Genomic DNA, 22,813 nt, shown 5'->3' with positions numbered 1-22,813 from the left:
GAAATAACCCCAGGTCACGGGCCGGAACACCCACCGGCGACAACTCCATATGGACCCAGGCGGACCGGACGATCCGGTTCGACCGATGACCCCTTGTAATTCGTGCGGAGGGCAGCGATGACGATTCTGCTCCAGGTTCTCGAGCAGAGCTACACACCCAACACCCCTTGGGAACGGCGCAAATTCACCTTCATCGACACCACGAAGATCCTCGGCATGCGGCTGGACGGCCAGGCAGGCGTCTGGCTCGATCTGTCGCGGCCAGGCGAATCCCAGCGCCTGGCGCACACCATCGACCCCAGCGAATCCATCACCTTCCTGCTCACCGTCTTCGCCAAGATCGCCGAATGCGAAGACCGTGGCGGTTCGTGGCTGGTCGGCCATGACGGCGCGCACGTCTCCTCGATAGCAGCCACCCGATTCCCGCCCAACCCGGCCGAGCAAGCCGCGGACGACCTGCTGGCCCGGGCGTGGTTATAGGCCACATCGTCGACTGAGGCGGCCTTCCCCGAGCCCGGCGCCGCTCGAAGCGCGATTGTTGTCGGTACCACCGGCTACAACATGCGGGTATGGGGAAACCGGCGTGGTTGCTCGTCACAGTGCTCGCGGTTGCCGGGTGCGCGGTGATCGGACCGGAACAGCCGGTCACACCCGCACCCGGTAGTCCGACGCGCGCCGAGCTCACCGCTTTGCTCGACACGGTGCGCGTGATCGCCGCGCGTCCTCGGCCCGGCGGCTACGAACGTGGGTGCAAGGCGGGTCAGGCCTGCGTGTTCGGCCCGGCCTGGACCGACGATTCCGACGCCCCCGGCAGCCACGACGGCTGCGATACCCGCAACAACGTGCTGGCGATGCAGCTGCGCGAGGTGGTGCATCGGGGCCGCTGCGTGGTGGTGGAAGGCATCCTCACCGACCCCTACACCGCCACCGATATCCGCTTCAGCAAGTCCGACGGCGGCCGGATCCAGATCGACCATGTCTACCCACTGGCCGCCGCCTGGGATATGGGCGCCGCGACCTGGACCCCGGACAAACGTCGCCGCTTCGCCAACGACCTCGCGGTGAACCTCCTCGCGACGGGCGCCGCCACCAACCAGGCCAAGGGTGACGACACCCCCGCCGCATGGCTGCCGCCCGCGCGACCCAACCACTGCTTCTACGCCGCCAAGTACCTCACCGTGGCCCTCGACTACGACCTGCCCATCACCGCCGCCGACAACGCGACTCTGCACGACATCGCCCGCGGCTGCCCGTGAGCACCGCGAGAAGGCGTTCAGTCCAGGACGTTGATCCGCGCGCCGGCGCTGAGCAGATCAGTCGCGGAGAGCCCGCACATGGCGTGGAAAGTGTCGCTGAAGTGTGAGGGGCTGGCGAATCCGGCGTCGGCCGCGGCGGTGGTGAGGTCGGCACCTTTGGCGACAGCCCGGCCGACGGCGAGCATGCGCGCCCAGACACGATAGCGGCGGAAGGTGGTGCCCGCGTGTTCGGTGAACAGGTGCAGCAGCCGGGATTTCGACAGCTGCACCTCGGCCGCGAGTTCTTCCGCGGTGATCGATCGGGTCGGGTGCGCGCGCACGATCGCGGTCGCGGCGGCAATCCTCGGATCGAGTCGGATCCGCGCGGGACCGCACGCGATGTCCATCACCTCGGCCGGGTCCATGTCGTCGCGGGCGGCGAGGCGGATCAGGGCGGTTTCGTGGTGGTGGTGGACGCCGAATTCGTGCACGCGCTCGGTCATCTGCTCCCAGCACCCGTGGGCGCGGGGCGACCCGGGGTCGATGTAGCAGAACAGCATTCGGGTCTGCTGCGCGACTACCTGGTGCAGCGTGCGTGGGGGTATCAACGCGCTGCGAACGGTGCGCCGACCGAACGAATCGGCGTGCAGGGCGAACGGGCCGTCGACGCCGACAGCGAGGCAGTGCACCGACCCTGAGTGGCGGTCGAGCCGCAGCGAAGGCCCCCGGTAGACGGCGTGGCCTATCCACAACCACACGTCCGCGCTCGCTGCCGACGGGTAGCACGTTTCTGGAAGCGGTCGCTGACCCATGCCCGCCATGCTTGCACGAGATCAACCGGGATGAACGAGCACCGCATCGTGCTCGCGCTGCGATCGAACAGGAAACGTGATGAGTGTTGTCTCCGAACTCGGCGAGTCTCGCCTTGTGCACCTGCCCCAGGGCACTGTCCGGATCTACGAACGCGGGCAGGGTGAGCCGGTGCTGTTCGTGCACGGCTTGTTCGCCAATGCGGCGGCATGGCGCAAAGTTGTTCCACGACTGGCCGATTCATATCGGTGCATCACCGCCGACTGGCCTTTCGGAGCGCACCGGATACCGATGACTCCCGATGCGGATCTGACCCCGCTGGGCATCGCCGAGACGATCGCCGATGTGATCGAGACTGTCGATCTGGATGCTGTGACGCTGGTCGGCAACGACGGCGGCGGCATGCTCTCCCAGCTCGTGGTGACCCACCGGCCCGAACGAATCGCCCGGCTGGTGCTGACACCGTGCGACGCCTACGAGAACTTCCCGCCACCGCTGTTCGACTACCTGTGCTGGATGGCCCGCACACCGGGGGCTGGATCACTCACAGGCTTGCTCCTTCGGTTCCCCACGGTTCGGCAGACGTACGCACGCTCGCGGTTCGGATTCGGTGGCCTGTCGAACAACCCGATCTGCGGCGAGCTGATAGACCACTACCTGCACGGAATGACACACGATCGCGCGATCGTGCGCGACAGTCTCAAATTCCTTCGCGCCGTAGACAACAAGTACACCCTCGATGCTGCCGCTCGCTTCAGGTCGGCCACCCTTCCAGTGCTCATCGCATGGGCCGAGCAGGACCGATTCTTCCCGTTCGAACACGCGCGACGACTCGCGGAAGACTTTCCGAACGCCCGCCTCGCATCGATCACGAACTCGCTGACCTGGGTCGCCGAGGACCAACCCGCGCGCACCGCGGCAGTGATCGATCAGTTCATCGGCACGACACCCCTGCACGCCGACCGGCCCTCGTAGGCGAATCGCACCGCAGGCGCTCATTCTCCGGTCGCCACGGCCCGTTTCGGATCGTTCGACCACTGCGAGTACGAACCCGGGTAGAGGGCGGCGTCGATGCCCGCGACGGCGAGAGCCGCGATCTGGTGGGCGGCGGTGACGCCGGATCCGCAGTACACCGCGACCGGGCCTTCGCCGAATCCGGCGAAACGTGCGCGCAGCTCTTCGGCGCTCCGGAAATGCCCTGTGCCGTCCAGGTTTTCGGCCGTCGGCGCACTGATCGCGCCCGGTATGTGTCCGGGACGCGGATCGATCGGTTCGACCTCGCCGCGATACCGCTCGCCCGCGCGAGCGTCGAGCAGCACTCCCGACCATTTCGCGGCGGCGTCGGCGTCGATCACCGGCAGACCGCCTGGCCGTACCACCAGGTCACCGTCGAGGGGGTCGGCTTCGGTGCCGGTCGCGATCGCGCCACCGGCCGCGATCCACGCGGGCAACCCGCCGTCGAGGATGCGCACGTTGTCCACACCGGCCCAGCGCAGCAGCCACCATGCCCTCGCGGCCGCCGTTCCCCCGGTCGCGTCGTAGACCACTACCGGATCCCCCGCGCTCAATCCCCAGCTGCGCGCGCATTTCTCGAAGGTGCCCGGGTCGGGTAGCGGATGCCTGCCACGGGCGGGCGATGGCGCGGCGGCCAGTTCGGTCTCCAGGTCGACGAACACCGCGCCCGGGATGTGTCCGTCGAGATAGTGCTGCGGGCCGTTGGGATCGCCCAGCGCCCACCGCACATCGAGCAGATGAATCGGCTTGTCGGCCAGCTCTTCCCGCAGCTCGCCCGAGGAAATCAACACCGCGCCCAATCCCACTCCTACTCCGAGCCCCCGCCTGCGAAACCGTTCTCGACACCCTACGCATCGAACCGGCGCAGCGGCACCCGTGCACGCAATTTCGCGGCCGAACGCCAACCCGGACGGCCTGCCGCGATGGCCGGCATCGATGCCCGCAGGACGTATCGCCGGGGGGGAGCGTTCGCGGGCCGATCACCCAACTGGACCGGCTCGCACCCAGCGCGAATCAGTCCACTTTCGCGAGACTGGCAGGCGACGACCCCTGCTTCGTCGGGCATTATCGGCACAATGTCGCAGGTCTCCACCACTTCGCCCGATATCGCCGACAAACCGGCGGGCATCGCACAGCCGCTCGGTGCGGGCGCTATCACCGCGCTGGTCGGCTTCACGAGCTCGTTCGCGGTGGTGCTGAGTGGTTTGCGCGCGGTGGGGGCGAGTCCGGCGCAGGCCGCGTCGGGCCTGCTGATCCTGTGCTTCACCCAGGGCATCGGCATTCTGCTGCTAAGTGTGCGGTACCGGATCCCGATCACGCTGGCCTGGTCCACGCCGGGTGCCGCCCTGCTCGCGAGCACCGGACTGGTCGCGGGCGGCTGGCCGGGCGCGGTCGCGGCCTTCGCGGTGACCGGCGTGCTGATCGTGATCACCGGGTTGTGGCAGCGGCTCGGCTCGCTGGTGGCCGCGATCCCCGTGCCGATCGCGCAGGCGATGCTGGCCGGTGTCCTCGTTCCGCTGTGCCTGGCCCCGGTGCAGGCACTGCGCACCTCGCCCGCCGTGGTCGTCCCGGTCATCGTGGTGTGGCTGGTCCTGCAACGGTTCGCACCCAAGTGGGCGGTGCTCGTCGCCTTCGCCGCGGCGGCCGTCGGTACGGGCATCGACATCGTGGTGAACAACCGGCACCTGGAATTGTCCGCCATGGTTCCGACTGTGGAATGGACTGTCCCCCAGTGGCATTGGCAGGCCGTCGTCGGCATCGCCATCCCGCTCTACGTCGTCACCATGGCCTCGCAGAACATTCCGGGCGTCGCGGTGATGCGCTCGTTCGACTTCCAGGTCCCGTGGCGTCCCGCCATGCTCGTCACCGGTATCGGCACCATCCTCGGCGCGGCAGCGGGCGGCCACGCGATCAACCTCGCCGCGATCAGCGCCGCCCTCGCCGCCGCACCGTCGGCGAGCCCCGACCCCAAACGGCGGTGGATCGCCGCGGCGACAGCGGGCGCCAGCTACCTCGTCCTCGGCCTCGCCTCCGCCGCCCTGGTCACTCTCATCGCCGCCGCGCCGGAGGGAACCATCGAAACCGTCGCGGGCCTTGCCCTGCTCGCCACCCTCGCCGCCGCCCTGACCGGCGCCCTCAGCGACCCCGCCCACCGCATGGCAGCCCTGGTCACCTTCCTCGTCGCCGCCTCCGGCACCACTCTCTTCGGCATCGGCGGCGCCTTCTGGGCTCTCGTTGCAGGCCTCGTCGTGCGCCGTTTCCTGCCCACCGGCACCTGAGGGTCCGGCGGCAGGGCCGAGTTCAGTTCGGGCCTGCCAGCCGGTCGAGCAACGGGCCGGTCCGCGGTCCCACCAGCTCACGCATGACCAGGGCCATATTGGTGCGCTCCACGCCGGGGATCTTCAGGATTCGGCCCGCGATGCGGTAGAGGTCGTCGGCGTCGCGGGCGACGATCCGGACGGTGAGATCGGTGGCGCCGGTCATCCCGCAGACCTCGGTGACCTCGGCAACATCGGCCAGCTCGTCCACCACGCTGTCGAGTCGGTGCTGGTCGACCACGACCGCGACGAACGCCGCCAGTGGGTAGCCGAGGGCGCGCGGTTCCACCCGGCGTTCGAAGCTGCCGAGCACCCCGCCGCTGTCCCAGCGCGCCAGACGCGCCTGCACCGTGTTGCGCGACAGGCCGAGGCGCGCCGCGAGCTCCACCCCGGTCGCACGGGGGTTGGCGTTCAGCTCGCGCAGCAAACGCGCGTCGGTGGCGTCGAGTGTCACGTCCGGTTCGCGACTGGTCATACAACGCAGTATGACAGCGCACCACCCCCTCAGACCATGCATTCTGCTCATGTGCGCATGTACCACTTGCGCACACCGCATTATGGTGGATGCTGAGTGATACACATCGCACTCAGCGGAGTGGCGTACCTGCATCGGCCCACAAGGCGCGGTAGCGAGGAGGCGATCACGATGTCGCAGAAGCAGACCTACCCGGTCCAGCTGGTTCAGCCCGACGGCCGTCGGGTGTTCGACAGGGAGCACGGCGCGCTGGTCGCCGACATCGATGCCGAGCGGTTGCGGCAGCTGTATCGGGACATGGTGATCACCCGCCGGATCGACATCGAAGCGACCGCATTGCAACGCCAGGGCCAGCTCGGATTGTGGCCGCCGCTGCTCGGCCAGGAAGCCGCGCAGGTCGGCTCGGCGCACGCGCTGCACCCCGACGACTACGTGTTCTGCTCCTACCGCGAAACCGCCGTCGCCTACTGCCGTGGCGTCCCGCCCGAGCAGCTCACCGCCCTCTGGCGCGGCGTCTCGCACCACTGCTGGGACCCCCACGAGGTCAAGATGACCAATGCCAATATCGTCGTCGGATCCCAGGGGCTGCACGCGACCGGTTACGCCTTCGCCGCCCACCTCGACGGCGCCGATATCGCCACCATCGCCTACTTCGGCGACGGCGCGACGAGCCAGGGCGACCTCGCCGAGGCACTCGGATTCGCCGCGGCGTGGAGCGCGCCGGTCGTGTTCTTCTGCCAGAACAATCAGTGGGCGATCAGCGAACCGGTGGCCGTGCAGAGCCATACCCCGCTGGTGCGCCGAGCCGATGGCTACGGGATTCCGGGCGTGCAGGTCGACGGCAACGATGTGCTCGCGGTCCTCGCGGTCACCCGCCAGGCCGTCGAACGCGCGCGCACCGGCGGCGGCCCCACCTTCATCGAGGCGATGACCTACCGGATGGGCCCGCACACCACCGCCGACGACCCGACCCGCTACCGCACCGCCGCCGACACCGAGTACTGGGCCCAGCGCGACCCCATCGAGCGCGTGCGTCTACTCCTCGACGGCGAAGGCGACCTCTCCCCCGAATTCGCCCGGCAGGTCACCGACGAGGCCGACGAGGTCGCCCGCCGGCTGCGCACCGCGACAATCGAGATGCCCGACCCCGATCCCGTGCGGATGTTCGACAACGTCTACGCGACCGAGCATCCACTGATGACCGAAGAGCGCCAACAGCTCTCGGCCTACCTCGCCGAAGGAGCGCAGTCATGATCACCACCTTCGCCGGCGCCCTCAACGTCGGCCTGCGCAGCGCGATGGAAGACGACGCCAAAGTCGTCCTGCTCGGCGAGGACATCGGCCGGCTCGGTGGCGTGTTCCGCGTGACCGACACCTTGCAGAAGGATTTCGGCGACAATCGCGTCATCGACACACCGCTGGCCGAATCCGGCATCGTCGGAACGGCTTTCGGGATGGCGTTGCGCGGATACCGTCCCGTGGTGGAGATCCAGTTCGACGGTTTCGTCTATCCGGCCTTCGACCAGATCGTTTCGCAGGTGGCCAAGATCCACAACCGTACCGGCGGAAAAGTGAAGGCACCGTTGACGATCCGCATTCCGTTCGGCGGTGGCATCGGCGCGGTCGAGCACCATTCGGAATCACCCGAGGTGTATTTCGCGCATACCGCGGGCCTTCGCGTTGTATCACCGAGTACGCCCGCCGACGCGTATTCGATGATTCGCCAGGCGATCTCACTGGACGACCCGGTCATTTTCTTCGAACCGAAACGTCGCTATTGGGACAAGGCCGACGTAGATTTCGAAGGCGAACCGGATCTGCCCCTGCACAAGGCCAGGGTCTGCACCCGCGGCGCCGACGCCACCGTCGTCGCCTACGGCGGCACCGTTGCCACCGCACTCACCGCGGCGAAGATCGCCGCCGAGGAAGGACATTCGCTCGAGGTGATCGACCTGCGCAGTCTCTCGCCGATCGACGTCGACACGATCGCGGAATCGGTGGACAAGACCGGCAGGCTGGTCATCGTGCACGAGGCGCCCGTGTTCGCCGGGCTCGGCGCCGAGATCGCGGCCCGCGTCACCGAACGCTGCTTCTATCACCTCGAGGCGCCGGTGCTGCGCGTCGGTGGCTACGACATCCCCTACCCCCCGGCTAAGCTCGAAAAGCACCACCTGCCCGACCCCGACCGCATTCTGGCGGCGGTCGACCGCTGTCTAGCCGCGTGATGAAAGGTGCCCTCGTGCCGGAACCAGCCGCCGACGACGACGGTCATGTTCTCGAGTTCCGCCTTCCCGACCTGGGTGAAGGCCTGGCCGACGGCGACCTGGTGTCCTGGGCCGTCGCGGTCGGCGACACGGTGGAACTGAACCAGACCATCGCCGAGGTGGAGACCGCGAAGGCGGTGGTCGCGCTGCCGTCGCCGTTCTCCGGGGTCGTGGTCGAACTGCTGGCTCAGCCCGGTGACACCGTCCCGGTCGGCGCGCCGCTGATCCGGGTGCGCAACGATCTCGAGGTGTCGGCCCCACCGACCGCGGAGCCTCACACGAACGTGCTGGTGGGGTATGGGCCCGAGGCCGAATCGACCTCGCGGAGAAGGAAAGCCACGCCGTCCATGGCCTCGAGCACGCCGAGCTCCCATCGCGCCGCCGCGACCCCCGCGGCACGCAAACTGGCCAAGGAACTCGGCATCGACCTGTGGTTCGTCGCGGGCTCGGGGCCGGAGGGCGCGGTCACCGTCGACGACGTGCGCTCGGCCGTGCCGGTGACCCAGCCGCGCACCCCCGCCCGCCTCGGCGATGTCGTGCCCGCTCCGTCGAACGGCCACGTCACCGACGGGGACGGCCTGATCGAGCCCACCGCCCGCGAAGAACGCACGCCCATCGCGGGCATCCGGAAGCGCACCGCCGCCGCGATGCAGGCCAGTTCGCGCACGATTCCCCAGGCCAGCACCTTCGTCACCGTCGACTGCACCGCGTCGATGGAGCTGCTCGACCACCTGCGCACCACCAAGTCCTTCGAAGGACTCACGCTCACGCCACTGGCGCTGGTCGCCAAGGCCACACTGGCGGCGATCGCGGAGTATCCGGGGATCAATACCGCGTGGGACGAGCAGAACCAGGAGATCGTCACCAAGCACTATGTGAACCTGGGGATCGCGGTCGCCTCGGATCGCGGCCTGATGGTGCCCAATCTCAAGGAGGCTCAGTCGCTGAGCCTGCGTGAGCTGTGCCGCGAGATCAGCTGGGCGGCCGACACCGCCCGCTCCGGCAACGCCACCCCGAACGACCTGCGCGGCGGCACCTTCACCCTCACCAACGTGGGCGTCTTCGGTGTCGACAGCGGCGTCCCGCTGGTGAATCCGGGCGAGGCCGCGATCCTGTGCCTCGGCTCGATCCGCAAGCGCCCCTGGGTCTTCCGTGACGAACTGGCCGTCCGCTGGGTCACCACCCTCGGCCTCAGCTTCGATCACCGCATGGTCGACGGCGAGCTCGGCGCCCGCTTCCTCGCCACTACCGCGGGTTTCCTGGAGGACCCGTTGACGCTGCTCAGCCGCATCTGAGCACGCGACGGGACCCGGCCGTATAGTTCGGGCCGGTGCGCGTCCGACCGGACCGCGCACCGTGCGAACGAATTTCGGCAGGTGTATCCGAGGAAAAAGGGGGCGTCATGGGGTATCCGTATGGGCAGCAGCAAGGTCAGGGCTATCCGCCGAACGGCCAGCAGGGCTACCACCCGTACGGCCAAGCCGCACCCGGGTACGGAGCACCGGGCCCCGGCGTTCCCGGGTACGGCGCTCCTGTGCCCGGCTATGGCGCTCCCGGATACGCGACGCCCGGCCCCGGTGCCCCCGGATACGGCTATCCCCAGCCTGCCGCCTCGGGCGCTACCGGGATCATCGCTGCCGTTCTAGCCCTTCTGCTTTCGCTGGTTTCCCTTGTTGGTGCGGTGGTCAGCTATAACGCCACACGCGCTTACGAATGCTCCGGCAAATTCGTCCAGAAGCCGGACGGCAGCTTCGAGTGTTCGAGCACGTCCGTCTCGCCGCTGGTGATGACCTTCGTCGTCACCGGCGCCGCGCTGGGCCTGTTGCTCCTCACCGGCTCTATCCTGCTGTTCCTCCGCAAGACAGCGGGCCGGGTGATCGTCATTGCCGTGGCGGCGCTCAGCGCGCTCGGCAGCCTCCTCTCCCTCGCGACCTCCGCGTCATCCTCGGTGACATCCGGCGCGAGTGTGGCCATCGGGCTCGTCCAAGCCGCGGTCGCGGTCTTGATGCTCAGCCTTGCCGCGGCATCGTCGACCGGGCGCTGGATCCGGGCAGCACAGCAGCAACCGAACTACCCGCAGGGCGGTTACCAGCGGTATTGAACCCACCGGGTGATATATCCGACCCGCAACTCCGACGAAACACGGCGCTCACTCACGGTAAAAAACGGGGACTACAACCTGTTACATGAGTGAGGCGCATCCCGTCGACACCCGGTTGCCGTTCGCTCGGCAACTGGCTTTCGGCATCCAGCACGTCCTGATCATGTACACCGGCTGCATCACCGTGCCGCTGGTCTTCGGCGCGGCCGCGGGGCTGGACCGGGCGACGATCGCGCTGTTGATCAGTGCGGATCTGCTGGTCGCGGGCATCATCACGCTGGTGCAGAGCCTCGGTGTCGGCAAGCTGGCCGGTGCGCGGTTGCCGATCGTCTGCGGCGCTACGTTCGTCGGGCTCAACCCGATGATCCTGATCGCCAAGGAGTACGGCCTCGACGCCGTGTACGGGTCGATGCTGATCGGCGGTGTGGCCGGTGTCGCGCTGGCGTGGCCGTTCGCGCGGGTAGTGCGGTTCTTCCCGCCGCTGGTCACCGGGACCGTGCTGACGGTGGTGGGCGTCTCGCTGATCGGGGTCGCCGGGGGCCTGATCATCGGGACCGACCCGAAGTCGGCCGGCTTCGCCTCGCCCTCCAATATCGGCCTGGCGGCGGTGGTGGTGCTGATCGCGGTGGGCTTCGTCTGCCTCGGACGCGGCGTGTGGTCGCAGCTCGGCGTGCTGATCGCGCTGGTCGCGGGCATCGTGATCGCGCTGCCGATGGGACTGATCACCACCGCCGGGATCGGTACCGCCGACTGGGTAGGGATCCCGCAGCCGTTCCACTTCGGGTCGCCACAGTTCCCGGTGACCGCCGTGGTGGCGATGAGCATCGTGATGGCCGTGGTGTTCGCCGAGTCGACCGCGAGCATGCTGGCGATCAGCGAGATCACTGGAAAACCGCTGAGCAGGGGCGATCTCGCGCGCGGCCTGGTGGGCGACGGCCTGTCGGGTGTGCTCGGCGGCATCTTCACCGCGTTCGTCGACACGATCTTCAATCAGAACGTCGGCGCGGTCGCCACGACCAGGGTCTTCAGCCGGTATGTCACCGCGGTGAGCGGCGCGATCCTGGTGGTGCTCGGGCTGGTGCCCCGCATCGGCGAGGTGGTGGCGGTGATTCCGAAGCCGGTGGTCGGCGGGGTCGGGCTGGTGTTGTTCGCGACAGTCGCCGTCGTCGGCATCACCACGCTGCTCAAAGCCGATCTGACGGACCGGGTCAACGCGACCGTCGCGGCCACCGCCATCGGCATCGGCCTGCTGCCGGTGTTCACCAAGGACATGTTCGACAAGTTCCCCACCTCCGCCCAGATCCTTCTCGACAGCGGCGTCACCCTCGGTGCGGCCACCGCGTTCCTGCTGAACCTGGTCTTCAACCACACCCGCCTGGGCACCCTCGCGCGCGGTTCGACCACACCACCACCGTCACCGGCTTCCCTGCCCACCACGCCGAAACCCGCCGCCGCTATCTGATCGAGCCGAGAGCACCAGGCCGGCGGTCACCGCGCAGCCGGCGCCACATTCCCAGCCCACACATCCCGACCCCGAGGAGGGATCGCCGACGAAGTCGGCGGTTCGCGCCCGTCCCGTCGATCAGGCGCCGTTGCGTAGGCGACGAAGGAGCAAGCAACGGTGCCTGGTCGACGGGACCGCCAGGGACGCGAACTCGAGCGCGCCAGCGCTCCAATAGTTACTGTGCGGGGATGGAGATAGCAGGCAAGGTCGCGATCGTCACCGGCGCGGGTGCGGGTATCGGTGCCGCACTCGCCTATCGCCTCGTCGCCGGCGACGCGCGGGTCGTCGTCGCCGATCTCGATGCGAACAGCGCGGCGAAGGTAGCGGCCGACCTCGGCGACAACGCGATCGCGGTCGGTGGCGATGTGGCCGACGAGCAGGTCGTGGCGGAATTGATCGCCACCGCCGACCGCGAATTCGGTCCGGTTGACCTATATTTCGCGAACGCGGGCATCGGCGGCGGTCCCGGTCTGGACAGTACAGAGGCCCAGTGGGCGAGCACCATCGAGGTGAATGTGATGGCCCACGTGCGGGCCGCGAAACTACTCGTTCCCGGTTGGCTCGAGCGTGGCAGCGGCTATTTCGTCTCCACCGCCTCCGCCGCGGGGCTGCTCACCCAAATCGGTTCCGCCCCATACTCGGTGACCAAGCACGCCGCGGTGGGCTTCGCGGAATGGCTCTCGGTTACATACGGCGACAAGGGAATTCGCGTGAGCTGCCTGTGTCCGATGGGTGTGGACACCCAGCTGCTCACCGGCGCGCTCATCCCCGACGACCCGGAGGCGGGCGCGCTGGCGATCAAGGCCGTGAAGACGGCGGGCGCGGTGCTCTCCCCCGAGGAGGTCGCCGACACCGTCGTCGAGGCGATGGCCGCCGAACACTTCCTGATCCTGCCGCACCCCGAGGTACTGCAGATGTACCGCAACAAGGGTTCGGACTACGACCGGTGGATTTCCGGTATGCGCCGGTTCCAGACCATGCTGCGCGCGTGAACAGCGGACGGTGCGCCCGAAAAAATTCGGCGAGGTAGCGGCGAGATCGCTCGATTCCTGCCACGATGGTCCCTAGCTGCCGGTCACGATCCGCTGATCGGCGGAGGTCTACGCGGAGATCCGGCGATGGCGCACCTGATGTACTTCAAGAAGATTCGCGACGAGCTCACCGAGGTCGAGTACCTCTGGGGGCCGAGCCGAGAACAACTCGACTCGTCCCTGGTGATCGACAAAACGACCTTCGCCGCCCTACCCGGACCACCCGACTCGCCCGCCGGCCAGATCATCCTGCGCGCCCGGCGCGGCAGCGAGTGGCCCGAGGTAGGCGTCATAGCGTCCTGAACGCTGTACCGCGACGGGCTTTCCCTAGTCGGTGACGAGCTCCGCGGCCGCGGTCCGCACCACCTCGGGGATCGCCACCGGTTTGCGGGTGTCGGCGTCGACATAGACGTGGACGAATTCGCCGGTGGCGGCGAGCTCGGGACCGTCGTCGCCCGCACGGAAGATCGCCAGGTCGTAGGTGATGCTCGAGGTGCCCAGGCGGGCGATCCGCAGGCCCACCTGGAGCTGGTCGGGAAAGCTGACCGAACCGTGGAATCGGCACGAAGTCTGCGCGACGACGCCGAGCGCGGGCAGCTCGGTGATGTCGGTACCGGTGGCGCGCATCAGCCAGGCGTTCACGGCGGTGTCGAAGTAGGAGTAGTAGGTCACGTTGTTCACGTGGCCGTACTGGTCGTTGTCGGCCCACCGGGTCGGCATCGGCCACAGGACGGGATAGCTCATCGGGCCATCATGCCGCGCTCCCCTGCCGGTGATCGCGCGGGCTCACCCCGAAGTGCCGTTTGAAGGCGGTGCTGAGGGCGAAGGCGCTGCCGTATCCGACCTGGTGAGCGATGGATTCCACGGTCGCGTCGGATTCGGCGAGCAGATCGGCGGCGAGCGAGAGCCGCCATTCGGTCAGGAAGCTCATCGGTGGTTCCCCGACCAGCTCGCTGAACCGGCGGGCCAGCGCGGCACGGGACATGCCGACCGCTTCGGCCAGGGCGACCACCGTCCACGGATGGGCCGGATTGTGCTGGAGCAGGCGCAGGGCCTTGCCGACCAGCGGATCGCTGTAGGCGTGGTACCAGGCGGGGGCGTCGTCGCGGGCGAACCAGGCACGCAGGGCGGCGATGAGCAGCAGGTCGAGCAGGCGGTCGAGAACGGCGGTTTGCGCGGGCAGGTCCTTGGTCGCCTCGTCGACGAGCAGATCGAGCAGGCGGGTATCGAGCTCGCCGCGCGGCAGCACCGCGACCCGCGGCAGCGCACGCAGCAATCGTCTGCTCACCGCGCCCGCGGATTCGTAGGTTCCGGTGACCATCAGCGTCTCACCGTCGATATCGGTGCCCCACTGGCGGACACCGAGACTCAGTGTCTCGCACAGGATCTCGCCCTCGGGCGTGGTGGTGACCTGCCCCGGCTGGATGACGACCTGGGGTTCGGTCGCCGGATCGTCGGCCACCGTATACGGCTGCGGCCCACGAAAGACCGCGACATCACCCGCGCCGAGTTGCCGCGGCGGCATGGAATCGGTACTGACCCAAGCCTTTCCGCGGATCATCGCGAGCACCGTGAGCGGGGCTTCGTCCTGCACGCGCAGCGACCACGGTGGGTTCAGCAGCGAACACATGAGGAACGCACCGCGGGCGCGTGGACCTTCGAGCAGACCGGCTAACGCATCCACCACTCCACAGTAGACGACAACCCGTAGACGACAACGCATGTTCGTGAGCGGCATGACGATGTCGCCGCGGGCCGCGCGACGGTGTACTTATCTCATGACAAACACCGCTTCTCACCAGCAGCTTTCCCTCATCACCGGCGCTACCGGCAAGACCGGCAGCCGGGTGGCGGCCCTCCTCGAAGCCGCGGGCCGGCCGGTCCGCCACGGCTCGCGCACCGCGGCGATCCCCTTCGATTGGACCGACCGGCAGACCTGGGCGCCCGCGCTCGCCGGTGTCGACTCCGTCTATCTCGCCTTCCAGCCCGACCTCGCCGTGCCCGGGGCCCCGGACATCATCCGCGCGTTCACCGCCGCCGCCCGAGCCGCGGGCGCGCGCTCGGTGGTGCTGCTGTCCGGTCGCGGCGAACCCGAAGCGCTCGAATGCGAAGAGATCGTGCAGAATTCGGGTCTGAGCTGGACCATCGTGCGCTGCGCCTTCTTCGCGCACAACTTCAGCGAAGGCGCCTTCGTCGACGACGTGCTCGCCGGTGCGGTGGCGCTGCCCAACGGTGATGTGCCGGAACCGTTCGTACACGTCGACGACATCGCCGAGGTGGCGGCGGCCGCGCTCACCGACTCGCGCCACGCGGGTCAGCTCTACGAGCTCACCGGCCCGCGCGCCCTGACCTTCGCCGACGCGGTCGGCGAGATCGCCGCGGCCACCGGTCGCGAGATCGCCTTCGTTCCCGTCTCGAGGCCGGAATTCGTTGCGGCCCTGAGTGAATACCAGGTTCCCGATGACGTGATCAGCCTGCTCGACTACCTGTTCGGCACCATCCTCGACGGCCGCAACACCCCCACCGCCGACGGTGTCCGCCGAGCCCTCGGCCGCGAGGCGCGCGACTTCACCGACTACGCCAAGGAGACCGCCGCCACCGGAGCCTGGACACCCCAGCCGTAGCAGTCGACCACCAGGGCCCGGTGATCTCGAAATACCGGGATCTCGTGGCCGGTACCGTCGAAGTGGTGAGTGCAGCGACGATCGACCGCGGGTTTCTGCCGGCCAGGGCCGCGGTATTCGCGGCTTTCACGCTGAACGGGTTCCTGCTCGCGATGTGGGTGGTCCACATTCCGGCGATCACCGACCGGACCGGGGTGTCACCCTCGACGCTCAGCGTGCTCGTGCTGCTGATGTCGGGCTCCGCGCTCGTCGGCATGCGGCTGGCAGGCCCCGCCGCCGACCGGTTCGGCAGCCGCACGCTGGTCGCCCTGGCCGCATCGGCCATCTCCGTGACAGTGATCGGCCCGGGCCTGGCGACCGGTCCGATCACCTTGGCGATTGCCCTGGCCTGCTTCGGGTTCGGCATGGGCGCGCTCGACGTGTCGATGAACACCCAGGCGGTCCACGTCGAACGTGCGTACCGCCGACCGATCATGTCGGCGTTCCATGCGATGTTCTCGGCGGGCGCGTTCGCCGGTTCGCTGGTGGGGGCCGCCGCCCAGCACGCGGGGTGGGCATCCCAGCTGACGCTGCTCTGCGCCGGAATCGGCGGATTGTGCGTCACCGCACTGCTGGTGCCGCACTTGCTCGGCCACAGCGAGGCCGAATCACCCTCGCATGCAGAGCATTACGACAGTGCCGACAGCCGAGCCGTTGACAGTGCGAGCCAGGGTGCGACATCCGCCGTTCCCGCCGACACGACTCGCCTCCGCATCGATCAGCGGAGCGAGCGGCGCCGGCGGTCACGCAAAGTGTTCTCGCTCGGGTGTATCGCGTTCGTCCTTCTCCTCGCCGAGGGCGTCGCGGCCGACTGGAGCGCGCTGCAGGTACGCGAACACCTCGACGCGTCCGAGGCGAGCGCCGCCCTCGCCTTCGGCGCCTTCTCCGCCACCATGACCCTCGGCCGATTCATCGCCGACCGGATCAGCGCGGCCGTCGGCCCCGTCGCGATGGTTCGCTACGGAAGCCTGCTCGCCGCAGCGGGATTCGCGGTGGTCATCGGATCGCCGTGGTTGCCACTCACCCTTCTCGGCTGGGCGATGTGCGGCCTCGGCCTGGCGGGCGGCGTCCCCCAGATCTTCTCCACCGCGGGCAATCTCGGCGGCACGACAGCGGCCACGGATATGTCGCGCGTCTTCACCATCGGCTACCTCGGCCTGCTCGCGGGCCCCGCGATGATCGGCTGGCTCACCGCCGTGATCCCGCTCACCGCGGCACTGGCCGTTCCGCTGGTACTCACCCTGGCCTGCGCGGCCACAGCGAAGGTCGTCAGTCGGTGAAGGTGATCCGGACCGAGACCGGCGTGCTCTGCAACGCGCGGAAGCTCGCCGCGGTCAGCCCGGCGAACACCGGATTGGGCGCGAAGGCGCGAGCCCGCGCGACGACATCGTCGTCCGGGCGCAGCTCAGCGGTCCCGGTTCGCCACCGCTTCCCCTGGCGGACCCGTACTTTCGGTTCCGCGCCGATATTGGCGGCCCACCCCGACCTGGTCCCGTGCTGGCTGATCACCCACGCGCCGCTGTCGTCGAACGCCACCGAGACCGGCACCACCCTGGCCTGCCCGGACTTGCGTCCGATCGTCTCGAGCTCGGTCGCGAACGAGGTGCGGATGCCGATCCGGCTCAGCGCGCGGACCGCCGGGTTGGCGACATAGCGACCCACCGCCCGCTCGACCTCGAACTTGCGCCGCTTCGGGTCCTTGTTGTTCATTGTCGATCCCCTTCTGCTACGGAACGCGTCGACGCCGTGATGTTTCAGCATGGCCGCTACCGTGAGCCACGGTGTGCGGTCGGGGTCGGGCTCGTCGCCCGCCCCGAGCAGATGCAGCTGATCGGTGTGCCACTGCAGGTCGAGGGCACCTTCGAGGCTCTTGACGTTGGACAGTGTGGACACGCGCGCGGGCAGGCGCAGCGAGATCTGCGGCGAATGCAGCCGGGCTGTGCGCGCGTGCAGGATGTCGCCCGCGGCGTCGGGTGACACCGCGCTGGGCCTGCCGAGGCCCACGACATCGCATTCTCCCGACTCGACCGCGTCGACCATGGCCACGCGGGAACGGAATCCGCCGGTGACGGCCAGCGGCACCGACCCGGCGGCCGCCCGGACCGACTCGGCGTACTCGAGGAAGTACGCCTCGCGCGCGACGGTGCTCGCCGAACGCGCCGCCGGCCTGCCCATCATCGCGGGCGATTCGTAACTGCCGCCGCTGATCTCGATCAGATCCAGCTGCTCGGCGGCGAGGCGGCGCACCACCTCGCGCGACTCGTCCTCGGTGAAGCCGCCGCGCTGGAAGTCCGCGGAGTTGAGCTTGATCGCGACGGCGAACGACGTCGAGACCTCGGCCCTGATCGCGCGCACCACCTCCAGCACGAATCGTGCGCGCCGTTGCGGGTCACCACCCCAGCGGTCGTCGCGCTGATTGGCCAGCGGCGAGAGGAACTGTGAGACGAGGTAGCCGTGCGCGCCGTGGATCTGCACGCCGTCGAAACCCGCGCGCTCGGCGATCCGCGCGGTGGTGGCGAATCGGTGCACGATGTCGACGATCTCGGCGTCGGTGAGCGCGCGCGGCGCCGGGATACCGGGCAGACCCAGCCCGATCGCCGAGGGCGCTACCGGCTGCGACCGGGTCGCGAGCGGATTAGCTTGCCTCCCGGGGTGATTGATCTGCATCCAGAGCCGGGTGCCACCGTCCTTGGCGGTTCGTGCCCAGCGGCGCAGGTCGTCGAGGTGGCGTTCGTCGGCGATCACGACATTGCCGGGCTCACCGAGATGGTCGTGGTCGACCATCACGTTGCCGGTGACCACCAGACCGAAACCGCCGGTGCCCCACCGGCTGTAGAGCCGCTCCAGCCGTTCGTCCGGCGCGCCGGCGGCGGTACCGAGCCCCTCGCTGAGCGCGGCTTTCATCAGCCGGTTGGGCAGTACCTGGCCGCACGGCAGGGCGAGCGGATCGCTCAGGGCTGTCATCGTCGGCTCCTCCGCGGATCACGTCGAGTACACCGATCGGTGTACTTACCCGACGGTAGTACACCGATCGGTATACTTCAATCGGACCGATCGAAAGGATGTCGATGGCAGCACGCGACGGACTCGTCCAGAGCACGATCGACCTCGTGCGCCGCAACGGCGTGGCCGGGACCGGTGTCGCGAACCTGCTCGACCACAGCGGGCTCTCCCGCCGGACGATCTATCTGAACTTCCCCGGCGGCAAGTCCGAGTTGATCACCGAGGCCACCCGGGTCGCGGGCCGGGCGATGACCACGCTGATCGAGACCTTCAGCAAGAACACCAAGCCGGAGGAGACCATCGCGTCGTTCGCCGACGCGTGGAAACAGGTCGTCGAGTCCAGCGACTTCCTCGCCGGCTGCCCGATCGTGGCCGCGGCACTCGGACGCTCGGAGTCACCCGCCGCGGCCGACGCGGCAGGCGAGGCGTTCGACGACTGGGAGCGGACACTGGAGACCCGGCTGCGCGCGGAGAACATCGACCCCGACACCGCCAGCTCCTTGGCGACGACCGTCATCGCCACGATCGAGGGCGCGGTGGTGATGTCGCTGGCCAAGCACAGCACCGAGCCGCTCGACCGCGTCGGCCGTCACCTCACCGAGCTGGTCAGGGCGCACATCCGCCCGGTCGGCACGCCCTGACCAGCACGCCCGCAGCGCTACAGGTACATGCCGACGTCGGTGGAGTGGTCGATGGTGGATCGGATCTGGATCCCACCGTCGCGGTGGGCGACCAGTTCGGCGAGGGTCGCACCGTCCGGGAAGCTCGACTCGACGGGAGCGCCGTTGTGGCGGGCCAGCCACTCGTGGGCTTCCGTCGCCGAGAGGCGGCCGACCTCGAGCTGGGCCAGGCAACGGCCCGGCCGCACCACGGCGGGGTGCAGCCGGGAGAGGTCCTCGTTGGTGGTGATCGCGATCAACACGTTGCGGCCCTGGCCCAGCATGCCGTCGGTGAGGTTGAGCAGACGCGAAAGCTTCTGCCCCGCTGCTTCTTTCGCCTCGCCACGGATCAGTTCGTCGCAGTCCTCCAGCACCAGCAGCCGCCAGCGTCCGTCCTCGTCGTCGCCGTCGGCGCCCGCCGCGACCTCCATCAGGTAGCCGGGATTGCTGAACAGTTCTTCCGGATCGACGACACAGTCGACCTGACACCACGGCGCCCACGACCGCGCGAGCGCACGCAGCGCGGTGGTTTTGCCGGTGCCGGGCTCACCGTGCAGCAGCACCAGCCGTCCCTTGATATCGGCGACGCCGAGCCCCATCAATCGCTCCATGCTCGCCGACACCGAGCCGGTGTAGTTGCCACGGATCTCCGCCCACGCGGGCGCCGCGATCTGGCGTCGTCTGCGCGCGGGGCGCCGGACGTCCATGTGCCAGAATCCCATCTCGACCGTGGCTTCACTGTCACGTGACAGTGAAGCCCCATCGGTGGCCTGTGCCAGCACATCGACGGCGAGTTCGTCGCTCACCGCGGTGACCTCGATCGTGGCCGAACCGCTCGCCCACCGCACTGCCCGCAATGCCCAGCCGTCACCGGCCGCGAGCAAGGCACTGCTGTCGTCGTCGGCGACCGAGCGCACGATCCGCGAGTCGCCGGGCCGCAGCGCCGCGTCGGGGCGCACCCGGTCGAGATGAGCCTGGCGGGCGAACGGCTGGTCGCCGCGCAGGAACGGGGCAAGAGCGAGCGCGTCGATCGCATCGCGGGTCGAATAGGTGGAGTCGATGGTCGCCGACCACGGAAACGGCTCGCCCTGATCCTGCGGCTGACGCGGCGAATCGACGAGCCTGAGCTGTTCATTACGTGTGGACACCGAGCCCATGATCGTGGTCGTCGGCCCGGAATGTCCAATGACTTACGGCGAGCACCGCCGGAAACTCGCTGGCATCGAAGGCGAATCCGTCGGTACCGTCGTAGTGTGACGTCCACCCAGCACGACCAGTCCCCGCCGGAATCCACCACGACGGCCGGGATCAAGGAGTGGATCGGACTGGCCGTCCTCGCCCTGCCGACGCTGCTCATCTCGATGGACCTGAGCGTGCTCTACCTGGCGATCCCCAGCATCAGCGAAGCACTCGAACCCAGCAGCTCCCAATTGCTGTGGATCCTCGACATCTACGGCTTCCTGGTCGCCGGCTTCCTCATCACCATGGGCACCCTCGGCGACCGCATCGGCCGGCGCAAACTCCTGATGATCGGCGCATTGGCCTTCGGCGTCGCCTCCGTGATCGCCGCGTATTCGACCAGCGCCAACATGCTGATCGGCACCCGCGCGCTGCTCGGCATCGCGGGCGCGACGCTGATGCCGTCCACGCTGGCGCTGATCCGCAACATGTTCCACGACGACCGCCAGCGCACTGCCGCGATCAGTGTGTGGATGACCAGTTTCATGGTCGGCATGGTGATCGGACCGCTCGTCGGTGGTGCGATGCTCGAGAACTTCTGGTGGGGTTCGGTATTCCTGGTGGCGGTGCCCGCGATGGTGCTGCTGCTGGCGACCGGCCCGTTCCTGCTGCCCGAGTACAAGGACCCGAATCCGGGCAAGCTCGACATTCTCAGCGCGGTCCTGTCGCTGCTGTCGGTGATGGGCGTCATCTACGGCATCAAGGAGCTGGCCAAGGACGGCTGGTCGATCGAGGCCGTCGGCGTGCTGGTGGGCGGTCTGGTACTCGGCACGGTGTTCGTCCTGCGTCAGCAACGCCTGACCAATCCGCTGATCGACCTGCGCCTGTTCGGCAATGTCCGGTTCAGCGGCTCGCTGGTCGCGTTGATGGTGGCCATGCTGGCGATGGGTGGGCTGTTCCTGCTGCTCGCGCAGTATCTGCAACTGGTGCTCGGCCTTTCGGCGTTCGAGGCCGGTCTGTGGACCGTGCCGCAGGCGGCGGCGATGGTCGTGGCGGCCGGGGTGGTGAGCGCGCTCGCGCCCAAGATCCGGCCCGCCTACCTGATGACCGGCGGCCTGATCATCGCCATGGCCGGGTACGCGCTGTTCACTCAGCTCTCCGGCGCCGACGACCTGGCGTTGATCGTCACCGGCATGGTGGTGTTCTCCCTCGGCCTGAGCCCGATGTTCGTCCTCGGCCTCGACCTGATCGTCGGCGCGGTCGACCCGGCACGCGCCGGTGCCGCCTCGGCCATCTCCGAAACGGGTCAGGAATTGTCGGCGGCGCTGGGCGTGGCGGTGATCGGCAGCATCGGCACCGCCGTCTACCGCGGGCAGATGTCGGAGCAGCTGCCCGCCGGACTCCCACCGGAGGTCGCGCAGGTGGCCGAGGACACCCTCGCGGGCGCCCTGCACGTCGCGACGACACTGCCCGAAACGCTGGGCGCCGAGTTGTCCACCGTCGCGCGCGAGGCCTACACCCAAGCGCTGCAGGTGAACTCGGTGGTCGGCATCGGGCTCACCGCCGTTGCCGCCGGGCTGGTCATGGGACTGCTGCGGCAGATCCCCGCGCCGAACGAGAAGACGTCCGACACCGACTGACCGAAGTGGTTCGGACACAACGAATCCCGCCCGATGCTGACCGGGCGGGATTCGTCTCTCGCTGAGTTGTCCCCTCCGCGAGGTTCGTATTCGGCCGATTCGGCCGAGGTCCTGATCGCCTACTTGGCAGCCGGGGCGGGGTTGTTCGGCATCGGCGAGTTGATGGTGGTGAAGTACTGCACCGCGGCCATGATCGCGACGGGGGCGGTGATGAAGATCTGGCCCGCGAGGGTACCGAGCGCGCCGATGGCCATGATGCCGGCGACGCAGCCCACGGCCGCGGCCGGGATGAACGGGCCGAACATGCCGACGATGGTGGCCGAGGCGATGGTGGCGCCCGCGATGCCGCCGAGCACACAACCGACCGCGCCGCCGCCGAGGCCGCCGACCAGGGTGGCGATGCTGGCACCCAGGGAGATGGTGCCGGTCATGCGGCTCCAGGCGGCCTGCTCACGGTCGTACTCGCTCTTCCACGGCGCCTTGTCCTCGAAGGGCAGCGCGACCGGCTTGTAGGTGGCGTGCGCCAGGTCGAACTGCGGGGTCAGCGTGGCGGTGCGGCCGGAGATGTCGGCGGCGATCGGGAACACGAATTCGTCTACGCGGAAGGCCAATTCGGTACCCGCGACGGTGGTGCCGTTGGCGGCCTTGATCTTGAAGACGCCGTCCTCGACCACCATCGAGCCCGCGTCGGTGCCGATGATCGTCGAGGTCTCGGTGGTGGTGGAGGTGAAGTTGATCGGCTCATCCGCGGCAGGTGCTGCGTGGCTGGTTCCGGCAGCGATGCCGAGGGCAACGCTGACGGTGGAGGCCAGCAGGGCGAACTTGGTGATTTTCACGGGGGTGAACCTTTCGTGTTCCTCGTGGCGAGATGCGCGGCGCACAAGCTGCGGTCCGGGCGAGATGTGACCATAGCGAGG

Annotated in this window: 23 protein-coding genes; 15 read left to right on the top strand and 8 right to left on the bottom strand. The window is 68.5% G+C overall.

Going from position 1 to position 22,813, the window contains the following annotated elements:
• Positions 1 to 117 precede the first annotated feature (117 nt).
• Positions 118 to 480 carry a hypothetical protein gene (locus ACFTS5_RS25955; RefSeq protein WP_378635708.1) on the top strand — a complete coding sequence of 121 codons (363 nt, stop codon included), beginning with the start codon at positions 118 to 120 and terminating at the stop codon, positions 478 to 480.
• Positions 481 to 569: 89 nt separating this feature from the next.
• Entirely contained in the window at positions 570 to 1,256 is a 687-nt protein-coding gene (locus tag ACFTS5_RS25950; RefSeq protein ID WP_378635706.1) for an HNH endonuclease family protein, read from the top strand.
• 17 nt (positions 1,257 to 1,273) lie between these two features.
• Here ACFTS5_RS25950 and ACFTS5_RS25945 read toward each other — a convergent pair whose 3' ends face one another.
• Positions 1,274 to 2,047 carry a helix-turn-helix domain-containing protein gene (locus tag ACFTS5_RS25945; RefSeq protein WP_378635703.1) on the bottom strand — a complete coding sequence of 258 codons (774 nt, stop codon included), beginning with the start codon at positions 2,045 to 2,047 and terminating at the stop codon, positions 1,274 to 1,276.
• Positions 2,048 to 2,126: 79 nt separating this feature from the next.
• Here ACFTS5_RS25945 and ACFTS5_RS25940 point away from each other — a divergent pair, with 79 nt between their 5' ends.
• A complete protein-coding gene (locus tag ACFTS5_RS25940; RefSeq protein WP_378635700.1) occupies positions 2,127 to 3,020 on the top strand; it encodes an alpha/beta fold hydrolase in 894 nt (297 codons plus the stop codon).
• 20 nt (positions 3,021 to 3,040) lie between these two features.
• Here ACFTS5_RS25940 and ACFTS5_RS25935 read toward each other — a convergent pair whose 3' ends face one another.
• Positions 3,041 to 3,847, bottom strand: a complete 807-nt coding sequence (locus ACFTS5_RS25935) for a sulfurtransferase (RefSeq protein WP_378635816.1) — start codon at positions 3,845 to 3,847, stop codon at positions 3,041 to 3,043.
• A gap of 288 nt (positions 3,848 to 4,135) precedes the next feature.
• Here ACFTS5_RS25935 and ACFTS5_RS25930 point away from each other — a divergent pair, with 288 nt between their 5' ends.
• Complete coding sequence (locus tag ACFTS5_RS25930; RefSeq protein ID WP_378635698.1) at positions 4,136 to 5,338, top strand: benzoate/H(+) symporter BenE family transporter; 1,203 nt, start codon at positions 4,136 to 4,138, stop codon at positions 5,336 to 5,338.
• Positions 5,339 to 5,360: 22 nt separating this feature from the next.
• Here ACFTS5_RS25930 and ACFTS5_RS25925 read toward each other — a convergent pair whose 3' ends face one another.
• Positions 5,361 to 5,852, bottom strand: coding sequence for an Lrp/AsnC family transcriptional regulator (locus ACFTS5_RS25925; RefSeq protein WP_378635695.1), 492 nt, complete (start codon positions 5,850 to 5,852; stop codon positions 5,361 to 5,363).
• Between the two features lie 171 nt (positions 5,853 to 6,023).
• Here ACFTS5_RS25925 and pdhA point away from each other — a divergent pair, with 171 nt between their 5' ends.
• The 7 genes from pdhA to ACFTS5_RS25890 all read left to right on the top strand — a co-directional run bounded on the left by pdhA (position 6,024) and on the right by ACFTS5_RS25890 (position 13,055).
• On the top strand, positions 6,024 to 7,106 hold the full coding sequence (gene pdhA / locus ACFTS5_RS25920; protein ID WP_378635693.1) for a pyruvate dehydrogenase (acetyl-transferring) E1 component subunit alpha: 1,083 nt from the start codon (positions 6,024 to 6,026) through the stop codon (positions 7,104 to 7,106).
• The gene (locus ACFTS5_RS25915) at positions 7,103 to 8,077 is read left to right on the top strand and encodes an alpha-ketoacid dehydrogenase subunit beta (protein ID WP_378635691.1); all 975 of its coding nucleotides are present in this window, start codon (positions 7,103 to 7,105) and stop codon (positions 8,075 to 8,077) included. The genes pdhA and ACFTS5_RS25915 overlap by 4 nt, the downstream gene beginning before the upstream one ends.
• Positions 8,078 to 8,091: 14 nt before the next feature.
• Positions 8,092 to 9,411, top strand: coding sequence for a dihydrolipoamide acetyltransferase family protein (locus ACFTS5_RS25910; RefSeq protein ID WP_378635689.1), 1,320 nt, complete (start codon positions 8,092 to 8,094; stop codon positions 9,409 to 9,411).
• A 107-nt stretch (positions 9,412 to 9,518) separates the two neighbouring features.
• Positions 9,519 to 10,217 carry a hypothetical protein gene (locus ACFTS5_RS25905; RefSeq protein WP_378635687.1) on the top strand — a complete coding sequence of 233 codons (699 nt, stop codon included), beginning with the start codon at positions 9,519 to 9,521 and terminating at the stop codon, positions 10,215 to 10,217.
• Positions 10,218 to 10,302: 85 nt separating this feature from the next.
• Positions 10,303 to 11,679, top strand: a complete 1,377-nt coding sequence (locus tag ACFTS5_RS25900; RefSeq protein ID WP_378635684.1) for a uracil-xanthine permease family protein — start codon at positions 10,303 to 10,305, stop codon at positions 11,677 to 11,679.
• 230 nt (positions 11,680 to 11,909) lie between these two features.
• Positions 11,910 to 12,713 (top strand): SDR family oxidoreductase, encoded by an 804-nt coding sequence (locus ACFTS5_RS25895; RefSeq protein ID WP_378635682.1) that lies wholly within the window; start codon positions 11,910 to 11,912, stop codon positions 12,711 to 12,713.
• A gap of 126 nt (positions 12,714 to 12,839) precedes the next feature.
• The gene (locus tag ACFTS5_RS25890; RefSeq protein ID WP_358179757.1) at positions 12,840 to 13,055 is read left to right on the top strand and encodes a hypothetical protein; all 216 of its coding nucleotides are present in this window, start codon (positions 12,840 to 12,842) and stop codon (positions 13,053 to 13,055) included.
• A gap of 24 nt (positions 13,056 to 13,079) precedes the next feature.
• Here the strand turns inward: ACFTS5_RS25890 and ACFTS5_RS25885 are convergent, their stop codons facing one another.
• Positions 13,080 to 13,496: an acyl-CoA thioesterase gene (locus tag ACFTS5_RS25885; RefSeq protein WP_378635679.1), complete on the bottom strand. Its 417-nt coding sequence runs from the start codon at positions 13,494 to 13,496 to the stop codon at positions 13,080 to 13,082.
• A 7-nt stretch (positions 13,497 to 13,503) separates the two neighbouring features.
• Complete coding sequence (locus ACFTS5_RS25880; protein WP_378635676.1) at positions 13,504 to 14,436, bottom strand: AraC family transcriptional regulator; 933 nt, start codon at positions 14,434 to 14,436, stop codon at positions 13,504 to 13,506.
• A gap of 94 nt (positions 14,437 to 14,530) precedes the next feature.
• On the opposite strand from ACFTS5_RS25880, the gene ACFTS5_RS25875 reads away from it, so the two are divergent.
• Both ACFTS5_RS25875 and ACFTS5_RS25870 read left to right on the top strand, forming a co-directional pair.
• Entirely contained in the window at positions 14,531 to 15,376 is an 846-nt protein-coding gene (locus tag ACFTS5_RS25875) for an NAD(P)H-binding protein (RefSeq protein WP_378635674.1), read from the top strand.
• 65 nt (positions 15,377 to 15,441) lie between these two features.
• A complete protein-coding gene (locus tag ACFTS5_RS25870) occupies positions 15,442 to 16,695 on the top strand; it encodes an MFS transporter (RefSeq protein WP_378635671.1) in 1,254 nt (417 codons plus the stop codon).
• Here ACFTS5_RS25870 and ACFTS5_RS25865 read toward each other — a convergent pair.
• Entirely contained in the window at positions 16,685 to 18,379 is a 1,695-nt protein-coding gene (locus tag ACFTS5_RS25865; protein ID WP_378635669.1) for a nitroreductase family deazaflavin-dependent oxidoreductase, read from the bottom strand. The two genes, ACFTS5_RS25870 and ACFTS5_RS25865, sit on opposite strands and share 11 nt — an antisense overlap.
• A 104-nt stretch (positions 18,380 to 18,483) precedes the next feature.
• On the opposite strand from ACFTS5_RS25865, the gene ACFTS5_RS25860 reads away from it, so the two are divergent.
• The gene (locus tag ACFTS5_RS25860; protein WP_378635667.1) at positions 18,484 to 19,059 is read left to right on the top strand and encodes a TetR/AcrR family transcriptional regulator; all 576 of its coding nucleotides are present in this window, start codon (positions 18,484 to 18,486) and stop codon (positions 19,057 to 19,059) included.
• 17 nt (positions 19,060 to 19,076) lie between these two features.
• Here the strand turns inward: ACFTS5_RS25860 and ACFTS5_RS25855 are convergent, their stop codons facing one another.
• The gene (locus ACFTS5_RS25855; RefSeq protein ID WP_378635665.1) at positions 19,077 to 20,234 is read right to left on the bottom strand and encodes a DUF5925 domain-containing protein; all 1,158 of its coding nucleotides are present in this window, start codon (positions 20,232 to 20,234) and stop codon (positions 19,077 to 19,079) included.
• A gap of 96 nt (positions 20,235 to 20,330) precedes the next feature.
• Here ACFTS5_RS25855 and ACFTS5_RS25850 point away from each other — a divergent pair, with 96 nt between their 5' ends.
• Complete coding sequence (locus tag ACFTS5_RS25850; protein WP_378635663.1) at positions 20,331 to 21,896, top strand: MFS transporter; 1,566 nt, start codon at positions 20,331 to 20,333, stop codon at positions 21,894 to 21,896.
• 119 nt (positions 21,897 to 22,015) lie between these two features.
• On the opposite strand, the gene ACFTS5_RS25845 is transcribed toward ACFTS5_RS25850, so the two are convergent.
• Positions 22,016 to 22,732, bottom strand: a complete 717-nt coding sequence (locus ACFTS5_RS25845; RefSeq protein WP_378635661.1) for a hypothetical protein — start codon at positions 22,730 to 22,732, stop codon at positions 22,016 to 22,018.
• Positions 22,733 to 22,813 lie beyond the last annotated feature (81 nt).

The organism is Nocardia sp. NPDC056952 (genome assembly GCF_042674185.1).
Lineage (GTDB): Bacteria > Actinomycetota > Actinomycetes > Mycobacteriales > Mycobacteriaceae > Nocardia.
Note: the sequence above shows the minus strand (reverse complement) of the source record. Positions and strands in the feature narration are given on the sequence as shown.

Bases quoted from the DNA above. Each gene is read 5' to 3' on its own strand.
- ACFTS5_RS25900 (WP_378635684.1), top strand. From the start codon at position 10,303: ATGAGTGAGGCGCATCCCGTCGACACCCGGTTGCCGTTCGCTCGGCAA.
- ACFTS5_RS25865 (WP_378635669.1), bottom strand. From the start codon at position 18,379: ATGACAGCCCTGAGCGATCCGCTCGCCCTGCCGTGCGGCCAGGTACTG.
- ACFTS5_RS25930 (WP_378635698.1), top strand. From the start codon at position 4,136: ATGTCGCAGGTCTCCACCACTTCGCCCGATATCGCCGACAAACCGGCG.
- ACFTS5_RS25925 (WP_378635695.1), bottom strand. From the start codon at position 5,852: ATGACCAGTCGCGAACCGGACGTGACACTCGACGCCACCGACGCGCGT.
- ACFTS5_RS25875 (WP_378635674.1), top strand. From the start codon at position 14,531: ATGACAAACACCGCTTCTCACCAGCAGCTTTCCCTCATCACCGGCGCT.
- ACFTS5_RS25945 (WP_378635703.1), bottom strand. From the start codon at position 2,047: ATGGGTCAGCGACCGCTTCCAGAAACGTGCTACCCGTCGGCAGCGAGC.
- ACFTS5_RS25915 (WP_378635691.1), top strand. From the start codon at position 7,103: ATGATCACCACCTTCGCCGGCGCCCTCAACGTCGGCCTGCGCAGCGCG.
- ACFTS5_RS25885 (WP_378635679.1), bottom strand. From the start codon at position 13,496: ATGAGCTATCCCGTCCTGTGGCCGATGCCGACCCGGTGGGCCGACAAC.
- ACFTS5_RS25895 (WP_378635682.1), top strand. From the start codon at position 11,910: ATGGAGATAGCAGGCAAGGTCGCGATCGTCACCGGCGCGGGTGCGGGT.
- ACFTS5_RS25860 (WP_378635667.1), top strand. From the start codon at position 18,484: ATGGCAGCACGCGACGGACTCGTCCAGAGCACGATCGACCTCGTGCGC.
- ACFTS5_RS25950 (WP_378635706.1), top strand. From the start codon at position 570: ATGGGGAAACCGGCGTGGTTGCTCGTCACAGTGCTCGCGGTTGCCGGG.
- ACFTS5_RS25890 (WP_358179757.1), top strand. From the start codon at position 12,840: ATGGCGCACCTGATGTACTTCAAGAAGATTCGCGACGAGCTCACCGAG.
- ACFTS5_RS25905 (WP_378635687.1), top strand. From the start codon at position 9,519: ATGGGGTATCCGTATGGGCAGCAGCAAGGTCAGGGCTATCCGCCGAAC.
- ACFTS5_RS25855 (WP_378635665.1), bottom strand. From the start codon at position 20,234: ATGGGCTCGGTGTCCACACGTAATGAACAGCTCAGGCTCGTCGATTCG.
- pdhA (WP_378635693.1), top strand. From the start codon at position 6,024: ATGTCGCAGAAGCAGACCTACCCGGTCCAGCTGGTTCAGCCCGACGGC.
- ACFTS5_RS25940 (WP_378635700.1), top strand. From the start codon at position 2,127: ATGAGTGTTGTCTCCGAACTCGGCGAGTCTCGCCTTGTGCACCTGCCC.
- ACFTS5_RS25955 (WP_378635708.1), top strand. From the start codon at position 118: ATGACGATTCTGCTCCAGGTTCTCGAGCAGAGCTACACACCCAACACC.